Source organism: Butyricicoccus sp. OF27-2pH9A (assembly GCF_027693185.1).
In the GTDB taxonomy this organism is placed as follows: Bacteria; Bacillota; Clostridia; order Oscillospirales; family Butyricicoccaceae; genus Agathobaculum; species Agathobaculum butyriciproducens.
The window spans coordinates 102,855-115,315 of record NZ_JAQEXK010000009.1; the positions used below are offsets into that span (position 1 = coordinate 102,855).

At 55.7% G+C, this 12,461-nt stretch carries 17 protein-coding genes; all 17 read right to left on the reverse strand.

The window, feature by feature from the left end:
* Position 1 precedes the first annotated feature (1 nt).
* The 17 genes from atpG to PG722_RS08680 all read right to left on the reverse strand — a co-directional run bounded on the left by atpG (position 2) and on the right by PG722_RS08680 (position 12,229).
* The gene (gene atpG, locus PG722_RS08600; RefSeq protein ID WP_117750883.1) at positions 2 to 865 is read right to left on the reverse strand and encodes an ATP synthase F1 subunit gamma; all 864 of its coding nucleotides are present in this window, start codon (positions 863 to 865) and stop codon (positions 2 to 4) included.
* A 21-nt stretch (positions 866 to 886) separates the two neighbouring features.
* A complete protein-coding gene (atpA, locus tag PG722_RS08605) occupies positions 887 to 2,392 on the reverse strand; it encodes a F0F1 ATP synthase subunit alpha (protein WP_118359612.1) in 1,506 nt (501 codons plus the stop codon).
* A 5-nt stretch (positions 2,393 to 2,397) separates the two neighbouring features.
* Positions 2,398 to 2,946 carry an ATP synthase F1 subunit delta gene (gene atpH, locus PG722_RS08610; RefSeq protein WP_270580286.1) on the reverse strand — a complete coding sequence of 183 codons (549 nt, stop codon included), beginning with the start codon at positions 2,944 to 2,946 and terminating at the stop codon, positions 2,398 to 2,400.
* Between the two features lie 6 nt (positions 2,947 to 2,952).
* The gene (gene atpF, locus PG722_RS08615; protein ID WP_118359616.1) at positions 2,953 to 3,456 is read right to left on the reverse strand and encodes a F0F1 ATP synthase subunit B; all 504 of its coding nucleotides are present in this window, start codon (positions 3,454 to 3,456) and stop codon (positions 2,953 to 2,955) included.
* A gap of 241 nt (positions 3,457 to 3,697) precedes the next feature.
* Positions 3,698 to 3,955: an ATP synthase F0 subunit C gene (gene atpE / locus PG722_RS08620; RefSeq protein ID WP_110436663.1), complete on the reverse strand. Its 258-nt coding sequence runs from the start codon at positions 3,953 to 3,955 to the stop codon at positions 3,698 to 3,700.
* Positions 3,956 to 4,009: 54 nt separating this feature from the next.
* Entirely contained in the window at positions 4,010 to 4,732 is a 723-nt protein-coding gene (locus PG722_RS08625) for a F0F1 ATP synthase subunit A (RefSeq protein ID WP_270580287.1), read from the reverse strand.
* A gap of 4 nt (positions 4,733 to 4,736) precedes the next feature.
* Entirely contained in the window at positions 4,737 to 5,111 is a 375-nt protein-coding gene (locus PG722_RS08630; RefSeq protein ID WP_110436662.1) for an ATP synthase subunit I, read from the reverse strand.
* Positions 5,112 to 5,116: 5 nt separating this feature from the next.
* Entirely contained in the window at positions 5,117 to 5,374 is a 258-nt protein-coding gene (locus PG722_RS08635; RefSeq protein ID WP_158557226.1) for an AtpZ/AtpI family protein, read from the reverse strand.
* Positions 5,375 to 5,716: 342 nt separating this feature from the next.
* Positions 5,717 to 6,127, reverse strand: coding sequence for a hypothetical protein (locus tag PG722_RS08640; RefSeq protein WP_117490610.1), 411 nt, complete (start codon positions 6,125 to 6,127; stop codon positions 5,717 to 5,719).
* Between the two features lie 147 nt (positions 6,128 to 6,274).
* On the reverse strand, positions 6,275 to 7,420 hold the full coding sequence (locus PG722_RS08645) for a D-alanyl-D-alanine carboxypeptidase family protein (RefSeq protein ID WP_270580288.1): 1,146 nt from the start codon (positions 7,418 to 7,420) through the stop codon (positions 6,275 to 6,277).
* A 520-nt stretch (positions 7,421 to 7,940) separates the two neighbouring features.
* Entirely contained in the window at positions 7,941 to 8,306 is a 366-nt protein-coding gene (locus PG722_RS08650; RefSeq protein ID WP_270580289.1) for a CPCC family cysteine-rich protein, read from the reverse strand.
* Complete coding sequence (locus PG722_RS08655; RefSeq protein ID WP_110436656.1) at positions 8,299 to 9,054, reverse strand: exodeoxyribonuclease III; 756 nt, start codon at positions 9,052 to 9,054, stop codon at positions 8,299 to 8,301. Before PG722_RS08655 ends, PG722_RS08650 begins: the two co-directional genes overlap by 8 nt.
* A gap of 12 nt (positions 9,055 to 9,066) precedes the next feature.
* A complete protein-coding gene (locus PG722_RS08660) occupies positions 9,067 to 9,450 on the reverse strand; it encodes a VOC family protein (RefSeq protein ID WP_110436655.1) in 384 nt (127 codons plus the stop codon).
* 9 nt (positions 9,451 to 9,459) lie between these two features.
* Positions 9,460 to 10,626 carry an aminotransferase class I/II-fold pyridoxal phosphate-dependent enzyme gene (locus PG722_RS08665; RefSeq protein WP_270580290.1) on the reverse strand — a complete coding sequence of 389 codons (1,167 nt, stop codon included), beginning with the start codon at positions 10,624 to 10,626 and terminating at the stop codon, positions 9,460 to 9,462.
* 5 nt (positions 10,627 to 10,631) lie between these two features.
* Positions 10,632 to 11,354, reverse strand: coding sequence for an alpha/beta fold hydrolase (locus tag PG722_RS08670; RefSeq protein ID WP_270580291.1), 723 nt, complete (start codon positions 11,352 to 11,354; stop codon positions 10,632 to 10,634).
* Positions 11,355 to 11,356: 2 nt separating this feature from the next.
* Positions 11,357 to 11,827 (reverse strand): VOC family protein, encoded by a 471-nt coding sequence (locus tag PG722_RS08675; protein ID WP_118359680.1) that lies wholly within the window; start codon positions 11,825 to 11,827, stop codon positions 11,357 to 11,359.
* A 156-nt stretch (positions 11,828 to 11,983) separates the two neighbouring features.
* Positions 11,984 to 12,229 carry a hypothetical protein gene (locus PG722_RS08680; RefSeq protein WP_270580292.1) on the reverse strand — a complete coding sequence of 82 codons (246 nt, stop codon included), beginning with the start codon at positions 12,227 to 12,229 and terminating at the stop codon, positions 11,984 to 11,986.
* Positions 12,230 to 12,461 lie beyond the last annotated feature (232 nt).

Genomic DNA, 12,461 nt, shown 5'->3' on the forward strand with positions numbered 1-12,461 from the left:
ATTAAGCTCCTACCTCGCCCGAGCCGGCCACGATCTCCGTAATTTCCTGTGTGATCGCTGCCTGACGCGCACGGTTGTAGGACAGATTCAGATTTTCGATCATCTCGCCCGCGTTATCCGACGCAGCCTCCATTGCCATGCGGCGCGCCGACTGCTCGGAGCAGTAGCTTTCGACTACCGCGCCGTACAACACGCCGTACAGATACTCCGGAATGACTGCATCAAACACGCTCTCCGGCGAGGGATCGTATTCGGTCAGAACATGGGCGCCTGCCGGCTGCTTGTCTGCCGCGTCAAAGTGCGCGGGCAGCAGCTTGAGGCACTTCGGCTCCTGCTGCAAGGGAGAAATGAACTCCGTATAGCACAGGAAAACCTCGTCCACCCTGCCCTCGCGGAACAGCTTCAGCATGTCCTCCACGATGGGATGCGTATCACTGATGCGCATGGTCTCGGCAATGCCGGGATAGTCCGCCGCCACCGTTACCGGACGCTTTGCGTAATGCTCCTGCGCCTTTTTGCCGATGGTGATGACCTGCGCCTGCTTGCCCTGCATCTCGGCAGCGGCGAGCTTGAACAGGTTGGCGTTGTAGCCGCCTGCCAGTCCGCGGTCGCCCGCGATGACGATGTACAGGCTGTTCTTGACCTCACGCGGTCTGGTATAAACCGATTCGCTGCCGCGCGTTGCACCCGCCAGACGCGTAATCGTCTGGTACAGGGCGTTGAAGTACGGTCTTGCGCCGAGCGCACGCTCCTTCGCGTGGCGCATCTTGGAGGACGCGACCAGCTCCATCGCCTTGGTGATCTGCATGGTGGACTGCACCGATTTGATACGGCGCTTGATGTCCTTCATATTTCCGGAAGCCATTTTCAGTCCCTCCCTTTCGCGTTAGTGCTCGGAAAGGAACTTACTCTTGCATTCCTCGATTGCCTTTGTCAGCTTTTCCTTCACATCATCCTCCAGCTTGCCGGTGGTGCGGATGGACTCCGGAATGTCGCCGTAAACGCTGTCCACGAAGGAGAACAGCTCCTTCTCGAACTCGCCGATCTGATTTGCCGGAATATCAAGCAGTGCGCCCGAAACAACGGCATAGATGATGATAACCTGCTTCTCGACCGGAATCGGGCTGTTCTGCGGCTGCTTGAGCACCTCTACGATGCGCGCGCCCTGTTCCAGACGCTTCTTGGTGTCCGCGTCCAAGTCGGAGCCGAACTGCGAGAACGCCTGCAGCTCACGGAACTGCGAGTACGCCAGCTTGAGCGTACCGGCTACCTTTTTCATTGCCTTGATCTGCGCGTTGCCGCCGACGCGGGATACCGAAATACCCGGGTTTACCGCCGGACGGATACCGGAGTTGAACAGCTCGGTCTCGAGGAAGATCTGACCGTCGGTAATGGAGATTACGTTGGTCGGGATATATGCCGAAACGTCGCCTGCCTGCGTCTCGATGATCGGGAGTGCGGTCAGGCTGCCGCCGTTCTGGATGTTCGCTGCACGCTCGAGCAGACGAGAGTGCAGATAGAATACGTCGCCCGGATAAGCCTCACGTCCTGGCGGACGGTGAAGCAGAAGGGAAAGTGCACGGTAAGCTACCGCGTGCTTGGACAGATCGTCGTAAATGACCAGAACGTCCTTGCCCTTGTGCATGAAGAATTCACCGATCGAGCAGCCCGCGTACGGTGCAATGTACTGCAGCGGTGCAGACTCGGATGCGGTTGCGGCGACGATGCAGGTATAATCCATCGCGCCGTTGGCAGCAAGCGTCTCTGCAACCTGTGCAACGGTCGAACGCTTCTGACCGATTGCTACATAGATACAAATAACGCCTGTGCCCTTCTGATTGATGATGGTGTCCAGACAGATCGCGGTCTTGCCGGTCTGACGGTCACCGATGATCAGCTCACGCTGACCGCGGCCGATCGGGATCATGGAGTCGATCGCCTTGATACCGGTCTGGAGCGGCACATTAACGGGAGCTCGCTCGATGATGCCCGGTGCGGGCATTTCGATCGGACGGCTCTCCTTGGTTTCGATAGCGCCCTTGCCGTCGATAGGCTTGCCGAGTGCGTCGACAACGCGGCCCAGCATGGCTTCACCGACCGGGACCTCCACGATTCGCTTGGTGCGCTTTACCGTGTCACCCTCGCGGATGTTCTGATCCGAGCCGAGGATAACCGCGCCGACCAGCTCTTCCTCCAGGTTCTGCGCCATGCCCTGCACGCCGCCCGGGAATTCGAGCAGCTCGCCTGCCATGCAGTTTTCAAGGCCATGGATATGCGCGATACCGTCACCGACGGTAACGACAGTACCTACGTCGGTCAGCTTGATCTGGCTCTGATAATGCGTGATCTGCTCCTTGATAATGCTGCTGATCTCTTCGGAGCGCAATTCCATAAAAATCACCTGCTTTCCTGTGTACCGGTCAACCGTGCTGCAAGCTCTTCCAGACGGGTGCGCAGGCTGGTATCGAACTGCTCGTTGTTGACTTTCACAACGATGCCGCCCATAATACTCGGATCGACCGAGCATTTCAGCTCTACCTTTTTACCCGTAACCTGTTCCATCTTGCCGCGCAGCTTGTCGGTCAGCGCCGCACTCATCGGCACCGCCGTGACCGCCAGCACCTCTACGATGCCGTTTTCAAAATAATACTGCTCCTTATATGCCTGACACATCTCGTGGATAAGACCGATGCGGCCCTTATCCGTTACGAGCATCAGGAAATTGAGCAGAAAAGGCTCGATACGTCCCTCGAACACGGCTTTCAGGACCTTTTGCTTGTCCTCCGCCGCGATAGAGGGCGTTGTGAGCATTTTGAGGAAATCCGGTTCGCTGTCAAACGCCGCGCACACCTCGGTCAGCTGATCGAGATACAGCTTTTCCTGCTTCTCGTCCTGCGCGACCTCGTAAAGGCTCAGTGCGTAGCGCTCGCTTACCATATCCGCCATGTTTGCTCACCCCACCTTGTCAATAAAGTCTTCGATAAAGCGTTCGTGATCCTCCGGCTTTACATCGCGCTCCACGATCTTGGAGGCGATCATCACGGACAGATCCGCAACCTCATCCTTGAGTTCCTTGTGCGCCTTGATGCGCTCCTGCTCGATGACGCGCTCGGCCTTCTTGACCATAGCGGATGCCTGCTGCGAGGACTCGCGCAGGATCTCATCGCTGCGCTCTGCGGCACGGCGGGTAGCGGAGCCGACGATCTCGGCAGCCTCCTCCTTCGCCTTGGACAGACGCTCGGTGTATTCGCTGCGCATCTGCTCGGCCTCGCTCTGCGCCTTCTCGGCGGTGGCGTACATGGACTGTACCTCCTCGCTGCGAGCAGCGAGCATCTTGCGCACCGGCTTGTACAGAAACTTCTTGATGATCAGGAACGTAATGAGCGTGTTGCACATCGTCACGAGGATCTCCCACCAGCCGATGCTGACAAACGCTTCATATAATGCTGCTGTCACTGGTTTACCTCCTTCCCAAACGGAAGAATCCGTTTCGTCTTTTCAATCATAGACCGCTCAATACGCGCGGTCTATGAAGAGGCAATATTTCAACTGGCAAGAGCGATTTGCAAGATAAAATTGTGTGCGAACAAGGCGCGGTGCCGCAGCAATACTTTGTGTATTGCAAGGTGCCGCAACGAAGTTCCCGCGCAATTTTTCCGCAAAGCGCCGCAGACAGTTGGGATATTGGCTCTTCCAATTAAAACTGGCCAACGAACGGATTGGCAAACAGCAGGATCAGCGCGATAACCAGCGCGTAAATACCGGTGGACTCTGCCATTGCGATACCAAGGATCATGGTACGGGTGATATCGCCCTGTGCCTCCGGCTGACGGCCGATTGCGGAGCACGCCTGACCGGCGGCATAACCCTCGCCGATACCAGGGCCAAGGCCGGCGATCATTGCCATACCTGCACCAAGAGCGGACATACCTGCTACGAATGCTTTGGGATCCATACTTTTCTTCCTCCTAATTCAGATAACGAAATTGGAATTTGTTTTTTCTTCACGTCAGCTGCTGCGTGCGTCGCCTACATAAGCCATGGTGAGCATACTGAAGATGAACGCCTGCATGCAGGCCGTGAAGCAGTCAAAATACAGCGACAGCACACCGGGCAGACCGATCTGCAGCAGCGCGATATTATCGGGCAGGAAACCCAATACCGCATTAGACAGCACCTTGAGTGCGCCCATGATGAGCGTGGTGATAACCAGGCCGCCTGCCATGTTGCCGAAGTGACGGAACGACATGGAGACCGGCGTTGCGATCTCGCTGAGCACGTTGAGCGGCGCCATGACGAAGATCGGCTCGAGGAACCCCTTCAGGTAGCCCTTGATGCCGCCGTACTTGATCTTATTGAACGTGATCAACGCGAACGTGATGATCGCCCAGCCGAGCGTGGTGTTCAGGTCTGCCGTGGTAGAGCGCATCCAGAACAGGCTGGCCAGTGAACCGAACAGCGAGCTCATCATCAGCGTCATAATGTACGGCGAGAAAGCCTGACAGCCTTCTCCCATCGTGCTCTCGACCAGACCGTCGATCATCAGCACCGCCTTTTCGGCCAGTGCCTGCTTGCCTTTGGGGATCTTCTGCATGCGGTGTGTTAAAAAGATACACAGGAACAGGATAAACGCCATGATGATCCATGAGTTTCTCATGGTCTCCGTGATCGGCAGATTGGTATTGCCGAACAAATAACCCAGTATTTTAGGACCGTTTATTTCGACGTTCAACCGTTTAACCTCCTTTCCGCTGAACTGCGTGGCGCCAGAGGAGCAGCGCCTTGGTGAAAAACAGCGGAATGACCGCTGCAGCTGCGTTCAGATACGGCAGCTTGATCGCCGCGATAACGAACACCGCCGTGAGCATGTAGCGAACTACATAGCCGCGCCGCGTAATGCGAATGCCCTGTGCCGGCGGAAAGGCGGTTGCCCTTACCGTGCTCCTGCCGATCATGTAGAACAGCAGCAGCGCGAACGCCGTACCGAGCAGAACGCTTGCGCCGGACCGAGCGATACCCTGTCCGCAAAGAGCGAACACACCGAAGGTCACCAGCGCCAGCGGGAGCATGCCGCGCAGCATGCGCTTCGTTTCCTCATAAACGATGTGCATTCCCGTCACAGCTCCTTTTCTTTCTCTGCACTTTCTCTGGCTTTGCGCTCGGTGAATCGCAGAAAATCACGCAGGCTGCAGGCTGCAACCGCGATGCCGAGCAGGATTCCGATAATCACCACACCGTTGCCCCAACCGAACCGGTTGCGGAGCCATATCGCTCCGAAGCAGCAAAGCACCGGCGGTGTGATCACTGTGAAGCCTACCTGAGAAAAATAGATCAGGTAGCGCAGCACACTAAAGCCTTCTTTCCCTCTTTGCAATCGCATTCCCCCTTCATGAACGCCATAGCAACATTGTACAAAATGCAGCGTGCTCCCTCGGCACGCTATATTACTTATTATAAACAACTTACCCAAAAAGTAAAATACTTTTGCTCAGAAAAGCTAAATATTTTTTGTGGATTTGTGTCGTATCATACATTCTGCACAAATTATTCTTATTAAGTATATACAAAATGCCAGATTGTCTTTTTTATCACAAAGGGAAAAAGACACAGCATTCCCCATTGTTTTTTCTTACCAGCACGGCTGCGGGCAAAAGAAAAAAGCAACGACTTTCATCGTTGCTTTTTTGTGCTTGCGATATGTATTTCCGTTTAAGGATTACAGGAAACGCTTCATGTCTTCGGTAGCAGACTCCGGCTCCTCGCTGAGCGAAACGGTGAAGTTTACGCTGTGCTTGGAAGAGAATGCGTCCAGAGCGGTGAGGAACTCCTCAGCCTTGGCTGCGTCCTTGCCGCCGATGATCTTGTACAGACCGTCGATGAAGACACGGGTGATATCGTAGTTGCCGGCATGCAGACCGCCGACAAAGCCGAGCAGGCTTGCGATGTCGCTAACCGGATAATCCGCTGCGTCGATCAGACGCGCGTCATGCGAGATATCGAAAGTCAGCTTGTTGCCGCGGGAAATACAAACGACACTGCCCTTTTCTTCTTTTACTGCAGCGTTGACCTGATCAATAAGCTCCTTGGTCTTACCGGAACCGGTACCGCCAATAATAAGTTTTACCATAGTTTTTATCCTCCCAACCTTTGAGGTTGCTATTAGTGTACCATAGTTTAGCCAAAATCACAAGTCCGAATTGCAAACTTTCCGTCATTTTGTATGGTAAATTTCTCAGCCTTTCCAATTTTGTTCGGAAAACGTCGGATTTTGACGTTATTTTTCATCTTTTACAACATTTCCTGCAAGGCCGCGCACAAAGGAAATAAGCAGCTCAGGCAGTCCGAGCGCGTCCACACCGGCTTCGGCGATGATTGGAACGGTCAAAACCGTCTCTCCGCCGGCGGATACCGTCATTTCGCCCAACCGCTGACCGGCCTGTATCGGCGCGGTGAGCGTCTCCGGCAGGTCGAACGTGGTCTGCATATCCCCTGCTCTCGTCTTTTCAATCACGAACGAATCGCTGCCCTCGAGCACCGGCTGCACGGTCTCCGCGGTGCCGAGCGTCACCGGAATGGGTGCCAGATCGTCAGCCGCAGGCATGTACGCCGTGAAGTTGGCAAAGCCGTAATTGAGCAGCGCGGTCGCGTCCGCTGTGCGGTTCTCCTTGGTGGGCGCCGCCATCACAACCGCTACAAGGCTCAGTCCGTCCCGCTCGGCACTTGCAGAAATGCAGAAGCCGGCCTCGCGGATATAGCCGGTTTTAAGACCGGTCAGACCCTGATAGCTTTTGAGCATCTTGTTCGTGTTCGCCAGACCGAATTTACCGCCGCGCACGGTGTCCATCCAGATGCCGGTGTACTCCAGTATTTTCGGGTGGCGCAGCAGTTCGCAGGAAATAAGCGCAAGATCGCGTGCCGAGGTCAGCGTCTTCTGACCTTCGCCGTCCAGTCCGTTGGCGTTGATGAACGTTGTGTTCGTGCAGCCGAGTTCGCGTGCGCGTGTGTTCATCCGTTCAACAAAGGCGGCCTCTGTGCCCGCCAGATGCTCCGCTACCGCAACCGCACAGTCATTCGCTGAACCGACCGCAATCGCCTTGAGCATTTCATCCAGTGTCAGCTGCTCGCCTGGCTCCAGCCAGATCTGCGTGCCGCCCATCGAGCAGGCGTACTCACTGCCGGTTATCATCGTGTCCAGTGTCACCTCGCCGCGCTCGAGCGCCTCCATCGCCAGCAGCATGGTCATGATCTTTGTCACCGACGCAGGCTGCAGCTGCTCGTCGGCGTTATAGACGTAAAGCTCCTGCCCGTTTGCCGCATACAGCGCCGCCGATTTCGCGTAGAGCGCGCCCATTTCGGGCAGCGCCGCCGCCTGCACCGTAAACAAACCGCTGAGCAAAGCGGCACAGATCAATTTCCGCACATCCACTCACCCTTTCAGCATAGCTTATGTGCGGCGGAACGCAATTATGCAGTAATTGAAAATTGAGAATGGAGAATTGCGCTATCCTTGCGCAGCCTCCAGTTGCGCTGCGAACATAACGATAAAGTTTTTCCGTAGGGTGTGGCGCCCTCAGAAGGTGAATTGCCCGAAGGGCAAGAGAGGCCACCCTGGGGTGCCACGCCGTGTGAACCGCCTGCATATTGCAAAGAATTGTATTGTTCTTCCAGTGTTCCGGATTTCTTGGCGAGAAATCACTATTTCTTGGCGAGAAATGGGCATTTCTTGGCGAGAAAGTACACAGAGCAGAGAAGAGTACAGAAGAGCAGAGAACAGTACAGTACAGTAGAGCAGACCAGAGCAGAGAAGAAAAGAGTAACAGAGCAGAACACTCTGCATTTCTGACTGATCTGACGGAAAGTGAATTTATTTCTGAATGAAAAAATGGAGAACGCTCTCCCATCGAGTTCATTCTCCATTCTCCATTCTCCATTCTCCATTTTCAATTCTCCATTACCTTCCACGGTGCGACCGTACCGAACGAATGAAAGTTCCACCGTGCCTCGGCAAGCGACAGCCCATGATTCTGGTCACTCGGCTTATCCGGCTCACCTTCGACATCGTAATCAATCTCCCAGCCGCACATCGGGCAGATATAACCCCAGGAAGGATTCTCGGGGATCTCTGCGCCGCAGCACGGACACGGCTCGGTCGGCGTTTCCGGCAGCCAGCTCATATCCGGCTCGGGTTCCTCGTCCTCGGGTGCGGCGTCCGGCCGGAAGTACGGGTCGAGTTCTTCCTCGTCCTCCTGCTCCTGCACACCGCCGAAAAACGCCTCCGGCAGAAAGGCATACTCGTCCTTATTCAATTTCGATCAGCACCGGACAATGATCCGAACCGAACACGTCGGTCAGGATACGCGCGTCCTTGACCCGCTGGGCAAAGCGATCGGACACGAGGAAATAGTCGATACGCCAGCCTGCGTTCTTCTCTCTGGCGTGGAAACGGTAGCTCCACCACGAATACACGCCCTCGAGCGTGGGGTTAAAATGGCGGAATGTATCCGTAAAGCCTGCGGCGAGCAATTCGGTCATCTTGCCGCGCTCCTCGTCGGTGAAGCCTGCGTTCTTGCGGTTGGTCTTGGGGTTCTTGAGGTCAATTTCCTCATGCGCGACATTCATATCGCCGCACACGATGACCGGCTTCTCCGCATCCAGCTTTACCAGATACTCGCGGAAGGCATCCTCCCACGTCATACGGTAATCCAGACGCTTCAGCTCATTCTGCGAATTGGGCGTATACACGGTAACGAGGTAGAATTCGCCGTAGTCAGCGGTGATGACACGACCCTCGTGGTCGTGCTCCTCAATGCCGAGACCATAGGTGACGCTCTGCGGCTCGGTTTTGGTAAACAGCGCCACACCGGAGTACCCCTTCTTCTCTGCCGAGTTCCAGTATTCGCGGTAGCCGCCCTCGAGCGGCACATCAGCCTGTCCCGGCTGCATTTTGGTCTCCTGCAGGCACAGCATATCCGGCTGCTCGGCGGCGACGAAATCAAGGAAACCCTTGCCCATGCACGCACGCAGGCCGTTTACATTCCATGAAATCAGCTTCATTTGCGTTCTCCTTCACGCTACGATGCGGACGGTATTGCCGTCCGGGTCAAGCACAAAACTGCCGTAGCAGCCATCCTTGCCGACGACAGGGCCATCCGTGATCTCATAACCCTCCGAGCGCATCTGCTCGGTCAGTGCGTCCACGTTCTCTCGGGTGCCCGCCTTGAACGACGTATGCGCCCAGCCGGTCCACAGACGCGAATGCTCGGCGTCCTCAAACTGCGGACGGGTCACGATTTCAAGCCGTGCGCCGTCAGCGAAGGACACAAAGCACGCCTGCGTGCCGGTCTCCTCATTCTGATACAGCTTGCCCGCCGTACCGTCAAAATATTTGGTGTAAAATTCACACAGGCGCTCTAAATCACGCGTGTACAGTGCAATATGGTCGATCTGCATAACAGAAACTCACTCCTTTACAATACCGCTCTTGTCAATGCGGCGAACCGCCTCTGCCATGCGCTCGGGCGGAACGACAAGCGCCATGCGGACGTAGCCCTCGCCCTGCGCACCGAAGGCGCTGCCCGGAACCACGATAACGCCGGTCTTTTCCATCAGCTCAATGGCGAAGTCCACCGAGGACGCAAAGCGCTTCGGAATCTTCGCCCAGACGAACATGGTGCCCTGTGCATCCGGCACGTTCCAGCCGATCGAGCGCAGACCGCCGCACAGCGCGTCGCGGCGTGCCATGTAGCCGGTGCGGTTGCTCTCTACCACATCCTGCGGACCGTTGAGCGCGGCAGCCGCCCCCGCCATGATCGGGTAGAACATGCCATAGTCGATCTGCGAGCGGAACGCGCGGAAACGGCTGATAACCTCGCGGTTGCCGAGTGCGAAGGACACGCGCATGCCGGTCAGGTTGTAGGTCTTGGACAGCGAGTTGAACTCAATGCCGACCTCCTTCGCGCCCGGAATGGACAGGAAGGACAGACCCTTTTCCCCGTTCAGCATAATGTCGGAATACGCGTTATCGTGCAGAACGATGATGTTGTGCTCACGCGCCCAGAGGACCAGCTTTTCGTAGAACCTGCGGTCGGCAACGGCGGTGGTCGGGTTGTTCGGATAGGAAACAACGATCGCCTTTGCACGCTCTGCCACGTCCTCCGGAATGTCGTTAAAGTCCAGCTGCCAGTTTTTCTCGGCGTACAGCGGGTACAGACCGACCGTTGCGCCGGTCATCATCGGGCCGAACGAGAAGATCGGGTAGCCCGGGTCCGGTGCAAGGATCAGGTCGTTCGGGCCGGCGAAGGCAAAGCCAACGTGTGCAATGCCCTCCTGCGAGCCGCACACAGCCATGATCTCGTCGTCGGCAAGCGTGACGTCATAGCGGCGCTTGTACCAGTTTTCTACGGCGTCGAGCAGCTCGCGCGTTTCGTTCAGCGAATACTTGTACATATCCGGGTCGAGTGCAGCGCGGCTGACGGCCTCCATCACATGCTTTCCCGGCTGAAAATCCGGCGTGCCGATGGACAGATTGATGACGTCCATGCCGCCTTCGAGGAGCGACTTCTTGCGCTCGTCGAGCTTGTTGAAAATATTGCTGTCTGCGATTTCTCCCGCTTTGATGAATTTCATGCTGATTATCTCCCAAGTAAAAATTCTATAACCGTCCGGTTGAAGCGGGACGGCTGCTTTGCTGCAACAAAGTGGTCGCCGTCGCGGAAAACCTCCACTTCACAGTGGGGAATGTGCGAGGCCATCTCCTTTGTCTGCTTTTCGCGTATTGCATCGTGCTCGCCGACGATGATGAGGGTCGGCATGGTCAGCCGCTCCAAATCGTTCATCGTCACCCCATACGGGTGCACCATCAGTCCAAGCACATCCCTTCGGCGCGCCGCCTTTTTGCTGAAACGGCTCAGCGCCGCAGCAACACCGTAGCCTACCATAACGGGCAGCTGCACCTGCGGCTTGACGCCGCTGAACATCTCCACATTGGCCGCGTTGAGGATGAGTTTATCTATATATTCCGGGTGCGTCAGTGCGAATTTGATCGCCAGATTGCCGCCGTCCGAAAAGCCGAGGAAGTGCGCTTTTTTCACGCCGAGCGTGTCCAGCACGGTTTTGAGATCCTCCGCCATCATTTCAAACGACAGGCCGTGCCCGCCGCTCCCGGAGGCGCCGTGCCCGCGGCTGTCCACCGCAATAACGCGGTAAAAGCGGGTCAGCTCGGGTATCTGGGCGTTCCAGTACGAGCTGTCCTCGCCGTTGCCGTGCAGCAGCACAAGCGGCTTTCCTCGGCCGACATCGTAATAAGCAATCCGGGCATCGCCGCACACGACGAATTCCGGTTCATAACCGAACATATCTATTTCAAACCCTTTCTGCATTGCTCCACAAAATCAGTCGGGTGATGGATGAGAGCGGCGGTTTCCTCCACGGAACGGCCCTCGTCCAGCAGGCGAAGTGCGATGTGCTCCATGGACTCACCGACCTCGATCATGTGCCAGTCCGGGTCGTACAGGCGCACCACACGCTGCTGCCACGCATGCGTCATCGGCGGATGCACCAGTTCCACGTCCAGGTGTCCGCGCAGCTTTTCCGTGAACGCGTCAAAGTCGTCCACCTCAAAGTAAAGCTCCATGTTGTGCGACTGGTGCAGGATCGTGGATTTGGGCACGCCGGTCAGCCTGTCAAAATCCTGCTGAACGGAAAAGCCGCCGGAAAACGTCACGTTTCCGCCTAAATCCAGCACAACCTCCTGATCGAACAGATCATGGTAAAATTTTTTTGAAATCTCCACATCACGCACCGCCAGCAGCGGCATTCGGAACTTTATCATAGTGCAGCCTCCATCAAACCAAACCCAAAGCGGAAAATCCGCTCGGAATAGAAACTAAATTTTCTGTTTGGCTTCTATTTTATCACATTTTGATGAATCGGTAAAGTAGGCATGGAAAAAGGGAATGAATTTTACTTCATTCCCTTCTTGCAATCAGATTGTCGCCAGCACGCTCTTTGCAGGCTCCAGCTCCGCGCGTTTAACGTAGATCTTGTAAACGAATCTCACCTCGGCATTCATGCCGAACGTGCCGGATGAACGCCGGTTTTCCAACAGACCACCGCTCATCAGATCGACCGTTTTCGTGGTCGCGTCTATGCCTTTCGCGCTGAGTGCCTTGACGATTTTGTCCATCTCCTCCATGGTGGAGACTTCGGTAAGCTCTGTTTTGAACAGCATTGCATTCCCTCCCTGTGCAATTCCGTAAATAATTATCCTGCCTTGTGCTTATCATACCCCGGAGAGTGCGCCTTGTCAATCGTCATGCGGCAGCCGGATTACAGTTTTAACAAACACAAGGAAAAGAGATACAAAAGCGCAAAATTAAATTAAGACATAACAAAAACCCGAGTTTTCGTTAGAAAACTCGGGTTTCGTGGTACACCATCACGGGCTCGAACCGTGGACCCAC